We start from the raw sequence: 18,911 nt of genomic DNA on the forward strand, positions 1-18,911 counted from the left end.
CCGGCCTCCTATCCCAAGAGGATCTGCTTGCCGTTCACCGTGACCGTCTCCTCGGTCAGGATCGTCGCGTTCTTCGCCTTCGTGAACGCCGTCTTCTCCACGACCGTGTGCGACTCGCTCGCTTGAACGCTCAGCAGCGCGCTCACCCGCTGGACCATCGAGGTGAACCTCTGGACCACCGCGTCGGCCACCATCCGGATCTTGCCCGCCTGCACCTCGAGCTCCGGCCCCCGGATCGCGACGCCCTTGTCCCCGGACAGCGAGAGCTCTCCGTCCCTCGCGTGCACCGCCACGTCCCCCTGGAGCGACAGCACCGTCCGACCCGCGCCGTGGAGCACGCCGATGGCGTAGTAGCGCTCCTCCCTGCCGATGACGAGCAGCGTGTCGCCCACGGCGGGCTCGTAGGGCAGCGCGAGCGCCATCTCGACGGCGACCGGCTGGCCGCCCGGCAGCTCCACCGCGATCGCGCCCCCCTCCGCCGCCGTGACCCGGCCCGGGCCCAGGTACTCCCTCGGGAGCGCCGCGGCGCCCGCCTGCCCGGCGCCGTCGGCCGCCGCGGCCCCGTCCCGCGGGAGGCCTATCCGCAGCACGTCCGCGCCGCGCGGGCCGTGCGCGCCGTACGCCCGAGGCGCGTTCTCCTCGCCGGCCGGCGCATCCACCCGCACGGCCGCCGCGCGATCGCTCTCCTTCATGGCTCCCATCGACATCGCTCCTCCTTCATTGCGAGCGCCGCTCGGGCGGCATCCATGCTTCGGCCTCCAGGCGATCCACGTCCGTGCGCCTCGCCGTGGCGAGGTTGGCGTCGAGATAACGTGTCTTCTCGTCGCGGACGTGGTGCAGGTTCGCCCAGTGCAGGTCCGCGCCGGTGAAGTCGGCGCCCGAGATGTCCGCGTGCGAGAGATCGGCGTGGTGCGCCTTGACCCCCACGAACAGCGCCTCGGTCGCGCGGACCTCGTGCATCACCGTCTCCCGGATGTCGGCCCCCGCGAGGTTCGCCCCCGAGAGATCGGCCTTCACGAAGATCGCATTGCGGAGCATCGCCTGCGTCAACCCGGCGCCGGCGAGCACGCCCTCGCCGAAGAAGGCGGCCTTCGCCATCGCGCCCGCCAGCGAGGCCTGCCGCAGGTTCGCCCCCTTGAAGTTCGCGTTCGCCAGGATGGCGCCGTCGAGCCGCGTCCGCTCCAGGTTGCACGAGGTGAAGTCGCAGTTCGACAGGTTGCACCCCGAGAGGTCCATCCCCGAGAGGTTCCCGAGCGCGAAGAAGCACCGCGAGATGGTCAGCCCGGAGAGCGACACCCGCGTCAGGTCCACGCCGGAGAAGTCCACGCAGTCGAAGATCGCCTTCTCGAAGGTGATGCCCTCCACGACCGCGGTCCGCAGCGTGGTCTGCGACACGAGCGCGCGCGTCAGGTTCGCGCCCGTCAGGTTGGCGCCCTCCAGCACGCAGCGCACGAGCCGCGACCCGGACAGGTTCGCGCCCGAGAGATCGGCCTCCTTGAAGACCACCATCTCGAGGTCCTTGCCCGAGAGATCCGCGCCCGGCAGCCGCGCCCGGTAGAGCATGCACGACCTCACCGTCGCGCCCCGGAAGTCCGCGCCGGTGAGGTCGCAGCTCGCGAGCACCGTCTGGTCGAGCGTCGCGCCCCGGAAGCTCGCGCCCCGGAGGTCCGTGCCCTGGAGCGACGACAGCGTGAGGTTCGCGTTCTCGAAGCTCACCCCGGAGAAGTCCATCCCCTCCAGCGCCGCGCCCGCGAGGTCCGCCCCGGAGAGGTCGAGCCGGCCGAGGCGCGCGCCGTCGAACACCGCCTTCGTGAGCTTCTTCGGGAGCACGGCCTCCCGGAGATCCGCCTTCAGGAACACCACCGTGTCGAGCTCTGCGCCCGACATATCGGCCCGCGTCAGGTTCGCCTCGGCGAACGACGAGCCCTCGATCCGCGCCTGCGACAGCGAGGCGCCCGAGAGATCCGCCCGCGTGAACGACGACTGCGAGACGGTCGCGCCGTCGAGCGCCGCGCCCGACAGGTCGGCCAGGTCGAGCCGCGTGCCCCTCAGGGTCGCCCCGGACAGCTCCGCCCCCGCGAGCTTCGACTCCGCCAGGTTCGCCTCCTGGAGCCGCGCGCCGCGCAGGTTCGCCCCGGTCAGCTGCCCGCGGACCAGGCTCGCCCCCGTGAGGTTCGCGCCGGCGAGGTTCGCGCCCGAGAGGTCGCTCTGGGCGACGGCCGCTCCCTGGAGATCGGCGCCCGACAGGTCCGCGCCGCGGAGCGCGCACCAGGCCATCTTGATGCCGCGGAGATCGGCCCCCGAGAGGTCCGCGCCCTCCAGCTGCACCCGCCCGAGCTTCACGCCGCGCAGCCGCGCCTTGCGGAGATCGGCCCCCCGCAGGTCCATGTCGCCGAGCGTCCTGCCCTCGAGCGCCTCGCCCGCCTGGAGCAGCGCCCTCAGCTCGTCCGGGGTCATCGATCTCGCTCCAGCGTCGACTTCTTCAGGTTCGCCCCCCTGAAATCACAGCCGGATCCCGAGGTCTCGTAGAATTTTGCATCGTAGAGGTTCGCGTCGACGAACTTCGCCTCCGGGACCCGCGCCTTGAGCAGGTCCGCCTCGAAGAGGTTCGCCCGCGTGAAGTCGGCGCGCGTGAGGTTTGCCCTGTCGAACCGGGCGCCCCGCACGTTGGCCCCGAAGAAGATCGCGCCGTCGGCCGTCGCCTCGCTGAAGAGGGCGCCCGTCAGGACGGCGAGGCTGAGATCTGCGCCGGTGAGGGTCGCGGCCATCCACACGCTCCCGTCGCCCCGCGCGCCCGTGAAGATCGCGCCGGTCAGGTCGGACCCGGAGAAGCTCGATCCGGTGAGGGTGGCGCCCGCGAACGTGGCGGAGGCGCCCTTGACCTTCGACACGAAACACCGCGTGAGCGAGGCCTGCGACAGGTCCGCGCGCTCGATCACGGTGTCCTCCAGGAAGGCCACCGCCCACGCCGCCCCGCGCGCGACGGCCCCCGTCATGTCCGCCCTCGAGAAGACGAGCTGCGACCCTTGCGTGCCCGAGAGATCGGCCTCCATGAGCCGCGCGCCGTCGAACGTGGTGCCCTCCAGCGTGGCGCCGCGGAAGACGGCGCGCTCCGCCCAGGCGCTCTGGAGGGTGGCGAGGCTCAGGTCCGCGCCCGTGAAATCCGCCTCCCTCACGTCGGCGTCGAACAGCACGGCGTGCTTGAGGATGGCGCGCGTGAGCCTGGCGCCCCGGAGGTCGGCGCCCGTGAGGATGGCGCCCGTGAGGTTCGCGCCGGTCAGGTCGCGGCCGCTCAGGTCCTGCTCGCTGAGGTCCTGGTCGCGGAGGTCGCTCCCGGGCCCGATCTGCCCGGGCGGCTGAGGCGGGGCCGTGGAGAGGCCCATCGACGCGAGCTTCGGATCGCCGGCGAGCTTGTCCCACGCCGCGAGCGCCGGGACCTGCGTCCCGCGCGCGGCCGCGAGCTCCTTCGCCTCCTCCACCGCCCGCGCGACGCGCCGGAAGGCCGTCCGGAGCGCCGCGTCCATCAGCATGGGCGACGCGGCGGAGCTCATCGGCGGCAGCGCCTGCGAGGCCTTCGGCAGGTTGCGCAGCGCCTCCGCGATGACGCTGCCGAGGACCTTCCCCCCCGGCAACGCGACGCCCGCGAGCCCCGCCATCGCCCGGCCGATCCTCTCCTGCTGCGGCTTCGCGACGTCGCCGAGCCGCGCCTTGAGCAGCGCCGACAGCGGGTCGAGCCCCGCCGCGCCGCCGCCGGGCGGCGCCGCGCCGTCGCCCTTCTTTTGCAGCGCCTGAAGCGCCCCCCATTCCTCCTTGAGCTCCGGCGCGAGCTGCTCCTCGATCTCGAGCGGGTCGGCCTCGAAGCGCGCGAGGATCTCCCGGTAATGCTCCTCGGGCAGCGCCGGCCCGTCGAGCGGCTCGGAGGCGACAAGCGTGGTGACGCGCGAGAGGTCGTCGTCGGTCACCTCCGTGAGGCCGCGCCACGTGAGGAACAGGGCCCCCTCGTCCAGGTTGGCGAGCAGCGTGTCGAGGTGCATCGGCACCTCCCGGAACCCGCGCTCCGCGTCGTTCGCGAAGACGCGGATCCGGAGGCCCGGCAGCCGCGACCGGAAGACCTCCGCGTCCGGGTGGAGGTTCTGGAACAGGAGCTCCTCGTCGCCGCGCAGGTACGGGAGCCACTGGTCGGGCCGGGCCGAGTTGAAGTACGTCCAGTCGAAGTCGTCGGCGTAGTACGGCGCTCGCTTCTCGCGGTACGCCTTGCCGTAGTTCTTCCCGACCCGGGCGCGCCGATCGGGCCTGTTCGGCGACAGCGGCCCGAACCCCGCGGGCGCCGGCCGATCCGAGCGCGACAGCAGCAGATCGTCCGCGCCCTCGACGTTGGGCAGCTCGCGCGTCCCGTGGCCCCTGCCCACCGGGTTGAGCGGGTGCCCCGGCCCTCCGAAGCTGCGTCGATCGCCGAGGGGCATCCGGTCGAACGGCACGGGATCGCTCATGGCGGGCCCGAGCAGGCCATCCATCCACACGCGCTCGCCGACAACGCGCAGGATCTTCGACCAGGACCCGACGCCGAACCGCACAGGACACTCGGTCATGCGCGCCTTGCCCGGCGTGTGGCACGTGCCGATCAGGAGCACGTCGGCGTGGGGCTTGAAGTCCACCAGATCGCTCGGGTAGAGGCACTCGCCGGTCTGCTCGTGATCGTCGTCGTGGAACACGTCGCCGCGCAGCGTCTCCTGCGCGAGCGCCGGGTGGCCCTCGGGCAGGGAGAGCGGCGCTCCGGGCTCGAGGATGAACTTCGCCCGGACGATCAGGGTCATCTCCGGCTGGGGCGGCCTCCGCGAGGTGACCTTGCTGCCGAAGAGGAACGGGGTGAGATTCTTGTTCGCCATCCGTGAGGGTCGCCGCGCTTGCGCGTCACGTCATGAGGTGGACTGCCGCGATGTTCGTGCGGACGGGCGCGACCTTGCCCCGGTCCAGGGTGACCTTTAACTTCTCCGTCCCCATCGAGAGCGTGGGCCCGATGCTGGCATCGAGCGACGCGGCGACGGTGACGGACGCCTCCAGGCCGATCGTGGCGCTGGCCGAGATGCCGCCTGTGAAGCTCACCTCCGCGCCGAGCGTCGCCTCGATCATCGCCCCCAGGACGACCTCGTTGACCATGCCGAGGTTGATCGTCGTCTCGATCCCGTCGACGACGGTCTTGCTGTTGCCCTGCGTGTAGGAGTCCGCGTCGCCGTACTTATCGTCCTCGGTGTCGGCGTGGGTCTCGGAGATGATCTTGTTCGCCTTCGTATAGCTCTTGATGGTGTCGGCCTCGGTGTGGTCATCGATGGTCCCGGTGACCGTGGTCGAGGTCGTGATCGACCCCGCCTTCATCGTCGACTTCGACGGTCCCTTGACGGTCGTCTCGTCGGTCATCGACGTGGCGTGGGTCTTCGACACCATCGTGTCCGCCCAGGTCTCGTTGGAGATCGAGGGCACCCGCAGCTTCGCCGAGCCGGTATAGGACGAGATGCTCTTGGCCCACGTCCTGTCGACGATCGTGGGGTTCTCCCCGAGGACGCCCGACGGAGGGAGGCCCCAGGGCGCCGTGAGCGCGTCCAGGTCGCGCGGCGGGCTGTCGTGTCCGGTGACGCTCTCCAGCTTGCTGCCGTAATGGAACTCGAATGCATCGCCGTGGTAGGTGGTGTGCACCTCGCCCTTCACGGTCTTCTCGCGCAGGCGCTTCTCGCCGCGGGGGCCCTGGATGAAGTCGAACTCGCCCGACCCGTGGAAGGTGATGCTCTTCTCGTTGATCTGCCCGTCCTCCGCCTTCCAGCCGCTCTCGAACTCGCGGCGCCCGAGGACGGTCATCTTGTAGGTGCCCCCGATGACCTCGACCTTGTCGCCCCGCGTGGTGATGACCCGGTTGCCGTCGGTGTGATCTCGCCAGGAGTACTCGTCGCCCTCGGCCGCGCCGATGCGCAGGTACGACGACATGCCGTCGCCGAAATCAGGCACATGGAGGATACCGTACTTGCCATCGCCGGCCATGGGAGCTCCGTATCCGGTGGCGCGTGGAGCGTGGTGCTCGCGCCCTCAAACGAAGAGGTTGAACGCAGAGACGATCTTGTTCGCGAGCGCGATCTCCGTCTTGCTCATGTGGAGCTCCACGCCCGCCGGGCTGATCTCGAGCGTGGGGCCGGCGGAGACGTCGATGCTCCCGGTCAAGCTGAAATCCGCCTTGAGCCCGACGGTCACGTCGACGATGCCGCCGGCCGTGAAGGTCACCTCCGCGCCGAGCGTCGCCTCGATCATCCCCCCGAGGACGACCTCGTTGACCATGCCGAGGTTGATCGTCGTCTCGATCCCATCGACGACGGTCTTGCTGTTGCCCTGCGTGTAGGAGTCCGCGTCGCCGTACATCTTGTCCTCGGTGTCGGCGTGGGTCTCGGAGATGATCTTGCTCGCCTTCGTGTAGCTCTTGATGGTGTCGGCCTCGGTGTGGTCATCCATGGTCCCGTCGACCTTGGTGGAGGACGTGATCGACGCGGCGTGCATTGTGGATTTCGACTCCCCCTTGACGGTCGTCTCGTCGGTCATCGAGGTGGCGTTCGTCTTCGTCACCATCACTTCCGCCCAGGTCTCGTCCGTGATCGACGGCACCGGCAGCTTCTCCGAGCCGGTATAGGACGAGATGCTCTTGGCCCACGTCCTGTCGACGATCGTGGGGTTCTCCGTCGGGATCGCCTGGGGCGAGGGCGGGTTCTTGTCATCGATGAAATCATCGGTGACATTCAGCGTGGGGAACGTGTCCGTGCCGGTCTGGCTCTCCTTGATCTTCCCGAAGTAATAGTCGTAGACGTCGCCGTGGTAGACGGTGTGCACCTCGCCCTTGATGGTCGTCTCGACCACCTTCCACGTCCCGCCGTAGTTCTGCACCCACTCGATCGTGGTGCCGCCGCCGAAGGTCTCGCTGACCTCGGTGACGTGCCCTCCCGACACGTCCCAGCCCGCCTGGTGCTCCCCGCGACCGAGGATGAGCAGGCGGTAGTTCCCTCCGATCACCTCGACCTTGTCGCCCTTGGTGGTCGAGATGCGGTTGCCGTCGGTGTGATCGCGCCAGCCGCCCTTCGTGTGCAGCTTCGCGGTCTCGGCCTTCCGCTCGCCCACGGGCACGAAATCGGGCGAGCCGTCCCGCTTGCGGTCGTCGTCGGTGAACGTCTGAATCCGCTCGGCGAGATCGTCCCCCGCGCTCTCGCCGAGGGGCGCTGCGGCCCCGAGGCGGAGGTAGGACGGTTCCCCGCCGTTCAGATCCGGTACTTCGAGGAGCGCGAACTTGCCTCCGGACACTGGAGCCTCCGAGCGTGATGGACGACGCATGGCGTCGCCGTGTCGCGGACCGCACAATCCTATGTCAGGGTGCGCCGCCCGTCCAGAGCGACGGTCACCCGCTTCGGATACGGGCCCACCTCGGCGTTTTCGGTGCTCAGCGCACTGGAGTGCGCTTCCGCGCCGAAAACGCCGATCTGGGCCCGTCTCCTGTGCGGGTGACCGCCGCTCTGCTGCGGCTCTGGATGGGGCAGAGGGGGGCGGAAATCGCCGTAGAGCACGGGGCCGCGTGGCTCATGAGGCCTCGGCGGGGCGCTGCGCTGCCGACTCGGGGGCTTGGTGCGCGATGGCCCAGACGAACTCCGGGAGGAGCGCGAGGGAGTGCGGGTCCTGCGTGACGCCGATGAGGCCGCTGATGAACTCCATGGGGTGCTCGCGCCTGCTCCTGTCGATGAAGCGCAGCTGGGCGCTGGTCAGGCCGGGCGGCAGCTCGGAGAGCCCTGGTCCCTGCGGGTTCCCGAGGCCCCCGAGCGCGTCGCTCCGGGCCTCCGCCGTCCGCCATCGCTCATGCCATGTCTCGATATAGGGGTTCGGGGCGAAGTAGTCGTTGGGCCAGGCGCGCAGGTAGGGAAACAGCACGTGGATCCACCCGGTCAGCTCGTCGGCCGAGCTCTCGTACCTGAAGAACGCGCGCCAGAACATCGTGTCGGCGCGCCCCTCCGCCGAGGCGGCGATCTGGTCGAGCACAGGCAGGAGCGCGCGGGTCCAGCGATCTTGCCCGACGGAGCCGAGCATCGCCACGCGCTGGCGCACCCAGCGCCAGTCGTCGGACGTGCCGAGCAGGTACACGCGCGGGATCCCGCGCTGCGGGAACTCCATGTCGCCCGGGAACGGCGGCTCCCACGCGTAGTGCGGCGCGAGCGGGGTCGCGACCGTGAGCTCCGACGACACCCGCTCGACAGGCCCCGTGGTGGAGAAATTGGATGTCACGAGGTCCCGCAGCGAGCCGACGCGCGCCGAAATCTGCCTGGAAAAGTCCGGAAACAAAGCCGGCCACGGGTTCACCTCGCCGAGGGTGAAGTCCGGGCGATCGACGACGAGCGCGAACTCGTGATCGTCGGGGAGGAAGCGGCGTCGATGCTCGTCGTTCGCGGCGAGGTGGAAGGTGAAGCCGCGCGCCAGGCAGAGCCAGACCACGTCGGGCGAGAGCACGAGGGGATAGCGCTGGGTGAAGGCGGTATAGGCGGCCTGGACGAGCGGGTGGAGGTCCGTGCGCCCCACGAGGGGCAGGCGGTGGCGGTAGGAGGCCTCGATCTGGGAGACGAGCAGGCTCTGCACCGCAGCTTCGCTATCGAATCCCGGCAACGGCGCCGTCGCGGGCTCGACGTCGGCAACGGCGATCGTCGTGACGTTCATGAAACCTCGTCCTCCCCGGGCTGCGCGGCGCGCTCGTGATCCTTCGCTGTCCTTCGTACACGAGCGTGCGGCGCGCGACAACGGGCCGCGTGCAGGCGCCCATAGCGGCGTCGCTGCATGGGACGGAGCGCGCCCGGGCGCGGCGCGCTCCTGCTGTCCGGCGTGAGCGCCTGGGCCTGGCAAGGTGCTTGTTCCGAGGCATCGATTGTCGATGGGTCGTGATCGGTCGTGCTCCGGGTCCGCTGGGAAGCGTGTGCGGTCGTTGTTCCGGAGCGCTGAGAAGCGCTCTGGACCTTTCTCGGATCCTCCCCACGGCGCGCGCAGCCAGGTCGACGGCGCTGTCGCCCGGCGCCGGCGTTGCAGCCGAGCGGGTTGTCGTCGGAAGTGAGAGGTTTTTCTGGATCCGCGCTTCTCTTCGTCGGAAGCGAGAGATTTTTCTCTGGATCTTGGCTTGTTTTGGCCGTAATCGAGAGCTTGTTCTCTGGATCCGCGCTGTTGTTTGCCGGATTTGAAAGATTTTTCTCTGGATCCGGGCCGATTTTAGCCGGATCCCAGAGATTTTTCTCTGAACCCGGGCTGATTTTAGCCGGAATCGAGCACGATGTCGGCGCGCCGTTCACCCCGCGCCGGCCTCGCCATGTGCGCGCGATGCCGCTGGAACGTGATTTTTTGCGGCCAGCAGATGGCCGAGGGCTGCGCCGTGCCGGTGTTGCATGTCCATGGTGAATGGTGCACGACTAGGCGCTCGTGCAGCCGCGGCGAAATGCCCTGAAGGAGGAGCGCAGCAGATGAACTCACGCCAGGCGAGTCCCCTCGGGGCGAGCGTATCGGCCAGCCCGAAGCTGGCGCTGCGGATCGACTTTCTCAAGAAGGTCTACGGGCTCTTCACGGCGAGCCTGGTCGTCTCCTCCCTGGGCGCCATGTGCGCGCTGTACATCGGGGCGCCGGACGTGGAGGAGGGGGCTCTGGGGCGCGCGATGCCGCCGGTCGTCGAGCTGTTCGCGCAACACCCGATCCTCTCGATGGGCGTCGTGTTCGGCGTGATGTTCGGCGCGCGCGCGGTGCGCAAGATCCCCGGCGTCAACGTCCTCGCGCTCTTCGGGATGGCGGCCGTCCTGGGGGTCACCACGGCGCCTGCGCTCTACATGGCCCAGGCGGCGGCGGGCCTCGGCGGCACGCTGTCGTCGGCCCCGGTGCGGGACACCTTCATCCTGACCGTCCTCACGTTCGGGAGCCTCACGCTGGGTGTCTTCCTCTCGAGGGAGGACCTGTCGTTCATGGCCAGCGGGCTGGTGATGGGCGCCATGGTCGTCCTCGGCGCGATGCTGCTGAACGCCCTGCTCGGGAGCACGCTCCTCGGCCTCGCGATCGCCAGCGTGTCCGTCCTCGTGTTCGGGGGATACGTCCTCTACAACACGTCGCGCCTGCTCCACTCGAACGACGAGGACCCCGTCGGCGGCGCGCTCGACCTCTACCTCAACTTCATCAACCTCTTCTCGTCGATTCTGCAGATCCTCTCGGGCCGCGGTTGACGGGTTGAACCGGCCGCGTCCACGGCGCCCGCGCTCCCGCGCCTGACCGCCCTCGGGTCTCTTGCCCGGGGCGGACGGCCGGAGGGCGGCTTGACGCGCGATTTGGGCCGAGTAAGAACGCGCTGACCATGAGCCTGCAGCTCCTCGTCGCCGCGTTTGCCCTCTCCCTGTCATCCCTCGCCTGCAGCAAGCCTGCCGAGGAGGCGCCGGTGGTGGCGGCCGCCGAGCTCGCCGCGCCGGCGAACGTCAAGCGCATCGACATCGCGGTGAACGACAGCGGCTTCTCCCCGTCGACGATCGAGCTGAAGAAGGGAGAGCCCGTGGTGCTGCGCTTCACGCGGACGACGAAGAGCGAGTGTCTGAAGGCGATCGCGATTCCCGATCTGAAGATCGAGAAGGACCTGCCGCTGAACACGCAGGTCGAGGTGGCCGTCACCCCGCAGAAGGAGGGGAAGATGGTGCTTCAGTGCTGGATGGCGATGGTCAAGGCGACCCTCAACGTGGTCGGCTCGTGACGCGGCCGCGCCCGTCGCGAGGCGCGCGCGCTGTCAGAGCATGAGCCAGAGCTCGGCGTCGTAGCGCTTCGCGCCGCCGCCCGCGTCCTGCGCCGCGCGGCGCCTCCCGGAGGCGGGCTCCCCCGCGCTGCCCGGCGCGTCGTCCCGGCGCGCCCCGTCGCCTCGAACGGGCGCACCGGCGTGGGCCACGTCGATCCCGGCCGCGGCGCAGCGGGCGACGGCGAAGCGGAGCATCTCGCGCACGTCGCCCGAGCCGAGCATGCCGCGCGTCCGGTGGCGCGCGATCGCGGCCGCGCGCTCGATGCACTCGGCGCAGGGGGCCACCTCCGATCGGAACCTGAAGAGCAGCGTCCCCTCGGGCCATCCGAGCGCCGACGCCTCGATGCTCACCACGACGAACTCGCCGTCGCGGACCACCCGGGTCCGGGCCGCGCCCGCGCTGTCCTCAGCGGCGCCGTGCGATTCGCCTCTCAGGAGGAACCAGTAACGATCCATGAGGCGCTCGACGTCGTCCGGCTCACCGTGAGCGATGATGTCTGTCATCCGTGACCTCCGATGAGGCAATGTGAGGCCCGCTCCTCGGAACTTCGATGCCAGGGAGAGACAGGAAATGTCCGCCCAGAAGGACAATGTCCGGGCGATCGCGACGCGATGCGTCTCGATGGGGATGTGGTGCGGATTACCGTTGTGGCGGTGGTTTTCGCTTCCCTTTGGGGGCGCCGTGGGTAAGCTCTGCGCCCCCCAACGTGCCCGGCGGGAAGCCGCCCCGGTTCTTCGCTCCGAACCGGCTCGTGACGAGGCGCACCGAGGGGATCGCTCTCGCGGCGCGCCGCGCGGAGCCAGTCCCAGCCACCCCGGACGGAGCGAGCAAGGCAATCCCATCATGAATCAGCATCCCGGCATCATCGGCAAGAAGATCGGCATGACGCAGATCTTCAACGAGAAGGGCGAGGTCCTGCGCTGCACGGTCGTGCAGGCGGGCTGCGTCGTCATCGGCAAGCGCACGCTCGAGAAGGACGGCTACAGCGCCCTCATCCTCGGCCTGGGCGAGCGGGCGGAGAAGCACACGACGAAGCCGGTCGCCGGCGCGTACAAGAAGTCGGGGCAGACGCCGAAGCGGATCGTGCGCGAGCTGCGCTGCAGCCCGGAGCACGCGGCGAAGTACGAGCTCGGCAGCACGCTCAAGGTCGACGAGATCTTCGAGGTGGGCCAGCGGGTGGACGCGCAGGGCCGCTCGCGCGGCCGCGGCTTCAGCGGCGTCATCCGCCGGTGGAGCTTCGCCGGCGCGGTCAACTCGCACGGTACGCACGAGTACTTCCGCCACGGCGGGTCGATCGGTACGAACATGACCCCCGGCCGCACGCTGCCCGGCCTGAAGATGCCCGGCCACTACGGCGACGAGACGGTGAGCGCGCTCAACCTCAAGATCGCGAAGCTCCTCCCCGAGGACAACCTGATCCTCATCGAGGGTCCGGTCCCCGGCCCGAAGAACCAGCTGGTGACGATCCGCGGCGCCGTGAAGAAGCGCGGCGGCAAGGGGATCGTGCCGGTGCAGCAGCCGACCAAGAAGAAGGGCGGCTGATCCCGGCCGACGGCGGGGGCGCTCCCGTGAGCGAGCGCCCCGCCGGTCGTGCCTGCCAGGGGTCCCTCCGTGTCGCAGAAGCCGAAGAACCCGTACAAGCGGCCTGACGCCTTCACGAAGGCGGCGAAGGCGCAGGGCTATCCTGCGCGAAGCGTCTTCAAGCTCGAGGAGATCGATCGCCGGGTGCGGCTGCTCCGCCCTGGCCAGCGGGTGCTCGACCTGGGCGCAGCGCCCGGCTCGTGGTCGATGTACGCGGCGCAGCGGATCGGCGCGGGGGGCAAGCTGCTCGCGGTCGATCTGTCGCCGATCACGGCGGCGTTCGGCCCGCAGGCGACGGTGGTGCAGGGGGACGCGCTGTCGCTGACGAACGAGGCGCTCGCGCAGTTCGCGCCGTACGACGTGGTGCTGTCGGACATGGCGCCCGCGACGAGCGGCAGCAAGATCGCCGACCAGGCCCGGAGCTACGAGCTGTTCATGCGCGCCGTGGCCGTGGCCGAGGCGCTGCTCGCGCCGGGTGGGGCGTTCGTCGGGAAGATCTTCATGAGCGAGGACTTCGTGAAGGCCCGGGACGCGCTGAGGAACCTCTGCGAGGAGGTCCGGAGCATCCGGCCCGAGGGGACGCGGGCGAACAGCGTGGAGATCTTCCTGGTGGGGCTGCGAAGGAAGGCGGCGGGGAAGACGGGGTAGGGGAGCGGGGCGCGAGGGCGTCTCCGGGCGGGCGGAAGCGGAAAGGGGATGGCGCCGGGCGGCCCGGTCCCCGGAGATGGGCGGAGCAGAGGAGAGGTCTTGCTGGACTGCCCGGCCCCCGGAGAGGGTGTTCGTGGGGCGGCGCGGGGGCCCCACCGAACTCGCCCAATTGACGTTCTACCTCCGGCGCGCTGCGCACGCCGGAGATAGAACGTCAATTGGGCTCAAACAGCGGTCCGTCCCCCGCGCCGCCCCACGAACACCCTCTCCGGGGGCCTACCGCTCTCTCAATTTATCAGCGTCCGGACGGCGGTCCGTCTCCCGCGCTGCCCGTGAATACCCTCGGCGCGAGCCTACGCCTGCCGATGGATCGACCGTTTCCCGATGAGAGGCGCTGCGGGGCGTAAAATGCGTTGCCGTCATGCTAGCGCGCGGCTTCGCTTCCTCAGAAGGCGCGCATAGCTCTTCCGCATCTCCTCGGGCATCGGCGAACGTCGCAGCAAAGCCAGCGCTTCGCTCGTGCAGCCGAGCATCGCGTCGATGACCGTCGAGGCCTCGGCGCGTGGGAGGCGCATGTGCTGCTCGGCGAGGTCGAGCCAGTGGTGGCGACGCAGATCCCTGTTGCGGATGCCGAGGGGCAGCGACAGCGTCTTGTCCCCATAGACCCAGGTGCATATCAGGTCATAGGCCGGTGCCAGCCGATAGATGCCATCCGCTCCGCGCAGAAGAGACAGGTTCTTGAGATGCATGTCGCCGTTCCCGATCCAGTAGGCGACGAGCATGTGCCGGTAGAGCCGGCGCAGCTCGACCTCGGGCTCACCGCAATACCGCGCCACGATGCCCGCACACTCCGCCGCGGTACCCTTGTCGCGCTCGTGGGCCGGTCGGCCAGCGAGCTGACAGAAGTCCTCCTGGTGAAGCTTGCGTGCCTTCTTGCGGCCGGTGCGGTCGTAGCGCTTGATGACGTAGGCCAGGCTCCCGTCCGCGAGGTGGAACAGGCCGAGGCGCGGCACCCGCACGCCGGTGAGGGCGGCGATCCGCATGCTCACGTGCTCGTTCTCGGGGACATGGGAGAACCGCTCGAGCTGCGGCTTGAGGATGTAACGGCTGCTCTTGTCGGCGACCTCCAGGCAGCTCCTGTCCTCCGACAGCTGCATGAGCGCTTTTCGTTGCATGCCGGAGATCGACATCTTGCCGATCTCGGGTTGGATCCGGGCTGGCAGATGGAGGAGATCCAGATTGATCCGCGGGGCCTCCTCGACGCCGAACAGCTGGCGCAGGCAGGCGCGGTGGTAGCGCCCTCCGGAGTCGTCGGGAGGGCGCTCGTCCAGGCAGATCAGGCAGGCGCTCATGCGGCTACGCGGCCACCGAGAGCTTCTCCGGCACGATCTCCACGGCGCCGGCACAATCGGCGCACGTGGCGAGCATCAGGCCGAAGGCGTCGGTGCGGTCGAGGCCGAGCTTGCGGCAGGTCTGGTCGAGGAGCCAGCCCTCGGGGAGAAGGTTCTCGAAGAATGGGTGAAGGCCGCGGCTCTCGTAGGGCTCGGGGCGGAGCGGGAGGGTTGGGGAGAGGGGGACGGCGTCGGGACGGGCGAGGTAGGAGCGGTCGTAGATGAAGCGGGAGCCGCCGGGGATCTCCTCGATGACGCCGGCACGTGTGCCATCGAGCGAGACGACTCCACGGCGCGGGCGACCGACCTGAAGCAGGGCGCGGTAGATGCGCAGATCCTCCAGGGCGGCGGAGGCCGCCGCGCGAACCTTGGCGCTCTTAGCGCGTGCAGCGATGCGGGCGATGCGGCCCTCGTCGCGGAGCGCTTTTGCGGCGAGGAGGCGGGTGGAGCCGCGCTTGGCGTGCCGGGCAAGATGTACGAGGACGGGGCGCCATTCTGGCTCGGAGTGGCCCGTGTCACGGAGATACGCGGCGGCGTGAACGCGAACGGCTTCGTCGTTCGAAGCAGCGGCGAGCTGGCGAATATGCTGGATCGCTTCGGTTCGATTTTCGCCCTCGCGAGATGCGAGCCTTCGACACGCCCTCAGCCGAAGATCGTCACGGAGCTCGCCCTCAAGGAGACGCCAAAGCCCAGCCCGTGCCTCTGGCAGATTGCGCGCGCGCTGGAGCAGCTCAAAGAATGCATCGCCGCTGTAGTGGTCTGTCCCCTCATGAACGAGCAGGACTAGCGCGTCGACACCAAGCTGGCGTACTGAAGGGACGTCGAGCAAGGCTTCCGCTGCGAGATGGCGGATCCGGGCGAATAACGAGTCCGAGAACGCCATCTCGCGCAGCGCTTCTATGCCACGCGGGTCGTTGCGGCCGGCCATCCACTGCGCGATAACTATCCTTGGGCAGAGCCTATTAACCTTGGTGATGTCATCCTGCGCGTGCGACAAGGCTCGCTGCACCCCGGTGTGCTCGCGGGCCAATTTCTCTAGCATGACAGCGTCAACGCCGGTGAATAACGATTCGTCTCCCTTGGTGAAGATCGCTTTCGTCCAGATCGAGAGGGCTTCCTCATCATGCCAATGCAAAGCGAGTTCCCGGGCGATTCCCTCCCTATCCCTCACATGAATGTGTTTCATGTATAACAAAGAGCGCACTTGCTCGCGAAGAGACGGTTCTTCCGCAGCTTTCAGCAAGAGTTCGACGTCCACGCCCGACAGTGGCACATGCGCGGAGCGGATCGCGCCTACCACGATGCTTACCGCTTCGCTTCGCCACTCGGGGATACGTAGCAGTGCGAGCGCCGCAGAGTAGCGCAAGCGTGGATCCTCGCGGCCACGCATGACAGCGGCGACGGAGCTTGCAGCCCAGGTCATGCCGCTGTCGAGGAGCGCGATCGACGCTCTTGTCTTCGCCGGTTCCTTGAGCTTCTCTACGACGTCATGCAGTGAGGATGCTTCGGCTGCTGTCCATTCTCCCAGGCGCCCTGCTTCCATGACTCCATTGATGAGGCGGAACTCGGATTTTTGATTAAAGGCGAGCTCTGTCAATCGGGTGACGCGTTCTTGTTTTGCGCTAACTGCAAATGCGCATTCGCTTAGTACGAAAAGAGTTTTGTTTTGCTTGTGTTGAGACTTTGCTTCGAGTGCTGCGGCGACGATGCGCGCGGCGTCCGGCCATTCCGGTCCGCGTAGCCGGAGCGCTGCGGGCAGCTTGTCCATTGAGAACCAGGGTGCAAAGTGATATCCGAGAATACAATCCGTGAGCTTGCGCGCGAAGGAACGAACAGGTTCCTGATCGAGCAGCCGGATCTCGGCCAGGCATCGGACCGCGAACGATACGAAGCTATATACTGGATGATCCTCGAAGGGATCCACGTCCTCGAGCACGGACTGCAGCAGCTCGATCACCTGCTGCGGGCGCTCCTCCTCGATCATCCCGCAGAGCAGGGTTAGCGTCTCCTCCCACGCCTGGTCCTGCCAGTTCTTCCTGAATACTGCCTTGATCTCGTCGAGCCCCCACTCATGGCTCCGGAAGCGCGCATGGATCTCCGCTGCGGCGAGGTACTCCAGGAACGTCTTGTGCACGAACCCGAATGTCTGCCCGCCGATCAAGGCGAGGATGTAGTTCCTCTCCCGCAGATGCTGAATGAGATGCTCAGCCGTGGCCTGCGCCTCCTCGGCCCTGATCCCGTACGCCTCGGCGCAGAAGGACGCCGCGAAGGCGCTCAGGTCCCGCTGCCGGACGGCGTTACCGCTGCCGCCTGCGAGCTCGGTCATCATCAGGAAGGCGAGCCTCCGCAAGAATCGCTTCTTGCTGGCCAGATCGAACTGGATCGCGCCGGCTGAGGCCAGGGGCTTGTTCGCTTCCCATTGCTCTGCCATGAGGTCCACGGCGCGCTCGTAGAGCCGGTGCCGCTGCCGGGGCAGCTCCGCGCCGCGGTTGAGCAGCGCAATCAGCGTGAGCAGCAGAGGGTTGCTGCACAGCTCGCGAACGGGCCTGCTCTCCTTGAGGGTCTGACGAAGGCGCTCAAGCCGTCGCGCCGCGGCCTCCGGCGCACCGGGGAAGGCGAGCCGGTGCCAGCGCTCCAGGAAGGCATCGATCTGCCGCTCATCAAACTCCTGGAGCGTGTAGGTCGCGAGCCCGGCTTGCTGGAAGAGCGGCTGCGCCAGGCGAGCGCCGACGATCCGGCTCGTCACGACGCCGCGCCCCGCGTAGCGGTCGCGCACGCCTACGATCATGGCGGCGTAATCCCGCCGGGCGTGCGGGTCTGCCACCTCGTCGAGCCCGTCGATCAGCCAGAGGAGCCGTCCCGCTTCGGCGAGGCGGCGCAACGGCTCTCCACGGAGCGAGAGGTTGCGCTCCCGGTGGATCTCGTCGAGGTAGTCGAAGAAGTCGCACGACCGGCCCGCCTGTCGGCACTGACGATAGTGGAGATCGAACCGCCGGAGCTCGATACGCACCGGCACGAGGTCGGCGGGCAGGTCGCCGTGTGACTCGCCTGGCGTGCAGAGCTTGAGGACGAGCCAGCGGGTGAGGGCGCTCTTGCCTGCCCCGGGGGCGCCTAGAATCAGAACCCAGGGCTCTCCCAGCGAGGTGAGGACGCGATCGATTGGCTGCGGTGGACCGACGATGGCCGTGCGATTCCGCGCATCGTCCGCGCTGGTTCGTTGCGGGAGCCTGCCGAGCCGCTCGTCGTCGTCGAGATCGCCGCCGAGGTCGCGCGGCAGATCCAGACGGGGCGGTTCGCGGCGCGCGGTCTGCGGCAGAAAGACGTGCAGCAGGTCGAGCCCTGCCGGGATGTCCGCGTCCTCGCCCATCGTCGCCAGGTCGAACAACGTCTCCCGTCGGTAGAAGTCTGCCCAGTGACGCCGGTACGCATCGACCATCTGCGCGAGCTCGGCGAGCGGGGACGCAACGGCTTCAGCGTTGCTGGAGAAGGTACCCTCGACCCGCTCGAACCCCACCCGCTTCTCGATCCGCCACGCGCGTCCTTCCGGATCGGATCTCAGGCACCCAATCCACCGCTTCTGGTCCGGGACATAGGCCCGCGTGCCGTACGCCAGCCGATCCGGGTAGATCTGCACGATCTGATACTGATTCGGCACCTCCGGCGGCCGCTCCGGCACCTTCACGCCCGCGCTGCCGATCCCGAGGACCGGCACGTCGTTGTCGAGCCACCCCAGCTGCTCCTCGTGGAGGTGCCCGTGCACCACGAGGTTCAGGTAGGGCCGGAGCATTCCCTTCAGGTCCTTCGCATCCTGCTTCGCGGCTTCGACCTCGCCCGGGTGAAGCGGATCGTGATGGATCGCCGCGATCCTGAGGAACCCCTGCTCCTTGTATGGCCGCAGCTTGCCCGCGAAGAACCGGAGCTGCTGTTCGCCGACGAAGCCGTAGTGGTCCTCGGGCCGATGGCTCTCGGCGATCGCCGAGTTCACGCCGGCGACCACCACCCGGAGGTCGGGGTACTCGAACAGGGTCCACGGCTCCGCCTCGGTGAACTGGATCCCCGTCTGCCCCTCGTAGAAGCGGGCGAAGAACTCCGCGTAGGGGCGCAGCTTCGGCCAGTACGGTAGCGCCGGCCGCTCCTCGTTGCCCTCGCGCTCCGCGAAGTACGCCTGGCAGAGCTTCCAGTTGACGTCGTGGTTTCCGGGCACGACGACCACTCGGCGCGGCGCCAGCTCCGTGACTTCAGTCAGCCCGTGAGCGAATGAGAGAAGCTGATCGAACTGCGACTTCATGCCGTACTCGGTGAGGTCGCCGGTGAGGAGAACGAGGTCCGGACGCGTCCCGTCCTCCTCGCGCAGCCGATCGAGGTCGTCGCGGAGGCGTTGGAGGAGGCTGCCCGGCGAGCTCGGCCCTTCGAAGCGATGATGCGGGCCGAACTGCAGATCCGACAGGTGCAGCAGGGTGACAGGCTTCCGATGGACCAC

At 68.6% G+C, this 18,911-nt stretch carries 13 protein-coding genes; 4 read left to right on the top strand and 9 right to left on the bottom strand.

The genetic code is table 11. The features are described from left to right. Positions 1-8: 8 nt before the first annotated feature. From WMF19_RS11450 to WMF19_RS11475, 6 genes are all read right to left on the bottom strand, one after another. On the bottom strand, positions 9-701 hold the full coding sequence (locus WMF19_RS11450) for a DUF3540 domain-containing protein (RefSeq protein ID WP_437899117.1): 693 nt from the start codon (positions 699-701) through the stop codon (positions 9-11). 16 nt (positions 702-717) lie between these two features. Continuing rightward, a complete protein-coding gene (locus WMF19_RS11455; protein WP_437899118.1) occupies positions 718-2,457 on the bottom strand; it encodes a pentapeptide repeat-containing protein in 1,740 nt (579 codons plus the stop codon). After that, entirely contained in the window at positions 2,454-4,886 is a 2,433-nt protein-coding gene (locus WMF19_RS11460; protein WP_437899119.1) for a DUF2169 family type VI secretion system accessory protein, read from the bottom strand. Before WMF19_RS11460 ends, WMF19_RS11455 begins: the two co-directional genes overlap by 4 nt. Before the next feature lie 25 nt (positions 4,887-4,911). After that, a complete protein-coding gene (locus tag WMF19_RS11465) occupies positions 4,912-6,030 on the bottom strand; it encodes a hypothetical protein (protein ID WP_437899120.1) in 1,119 nt (372 codons plus the stop codon). 45 nt (positions 6,031-6,075) lie between these two features. After that, entirely contained in the window at positions 6,076-7,329 is a 1,254-nt protein-coding gene (locus WMF19_RS11470; protein WP_437328720.1) for a hypothetical protein, read from the bottom strand. Between the two features lie 273 nt (positions 7,330-7,602). After that, positions 7,603-8,724, bottom strand: coding sequence for a DUF4419 domain-containing protein (locus tag WMF19_RS11475; protein ID WP_437899121.1), 1,122 nt, complete (start codon positions 8,722-8,724; stop codon positions 7,603-7,605). A gap of 788 nt (positions 8,725-9,512) precedes the next feature. Between WMF19_RS11475 and WMF19_RS11480 the strand changes: the two genes are divergently transcribed. Both WMF19_RS11480 and WMF19_RS11485 read left to right on the top strand, forming a co-directional pair. Then, entirely contained in the window at positions 9,513-10,256 is a 744-nt protein-coding gene (locus WMF19_RS11480) for a Bax inhibitor-1/YccA family protein (RefSeq protein WP_437899122.1), read from the top strand. A gap of 128 nt (positions 10,257-10,384) precedes the next feature. Next, positions 10,385-10,771 carry a cupredoxin domain-containing protein gene (locus WMF19_RS11485; protein ID WP_437328722.1) on the top strand — a complete coding sequence of 129 codons (387 nt, stop codon included), beginning with the start codon at positions 10,385-10,387 and terminating at the stop codon, positions 10,769-10,771. 33 nt (positions 10,772-10,804) lie between these two features. Here the strand turns inward: WMF19_RS11485 and WMF19_RS11490 are convergent, their stop codons facing one another. Beyond that, entirely contained in the window at positions 10,805-11,314 is a 510-nt protein-coding gene (locus tag WMF19_RS11490) for a hypothetical protein (RefSeq protein ID WP_437328723.1), read from the bottom strand. Between the two features lie 340 nt (positions 11,315-11,654). Between WMF19_RS11490 and rplC the strand changes: the two genes are divergently transcribed. Next, positions 11,655-12,353: a 50S ribosomal protein L3 gene (gene rplC, locus WMF19_RS11495; protein WP_437899123.1), complete on the top strand. Its 699-nt coding sequence runs from the start codon at positions 11,655-11,657 to the stop codon at positions 12,351-12,353. A gap of 69 nt (positions 12,354-12,422) precedes the next feature. After that, positions 12,423-13,040 (top strand): SAM-dependent methyltransferase, encoded by a 618-nt coding sequence (locus tag WMF19_RS11500; protein ID WP_437328725.1) that lies wholly within the window; start codon positions 12,423-12,425, stop codon positions 13,038-13,040. Positions 13,041-13,459: 419 nt separating this feature from the next. Here the strand turns inward: WMF19_RS11500 and WMF19_RS11505 are convergent, their stop codons facing one another. Beyond that, positions 13,460-14,392: a type II toxin-antitoxin system HipA family toxin gene (locus WMF19_RS11505; RefSeq protein WP_437899124.1), complete on the bottom strand. Its 933-nt coding sequence runs from the start codon at positions 14,390-14,392 to the stop codon at positions 13,460-13,462. Between the two features lie 4 nt (positions 14,393-14,396). Then, positions 14,397-18,911 (bottom strand): HipA N-terminal domain-containing protein, encoded by a 4,515-nt coding sequence (locus WMF19_RS11510; protein WP_437899125.1) that lies wholly within the window; start codon positions 18,909-18,911, stop codon positions 14,397-14,399.

It is taken from the genome of Sorangium sp. So ce124 (genome assembly GCF_051525235.1).
In the GTDB taxonomy this organism is placed as follows: domain Bacteria; phylum Myxococcota_A; class Polyangia; order Polyangiales; family Polyangiaceae; genus Sorangium; species Sorangium atrum.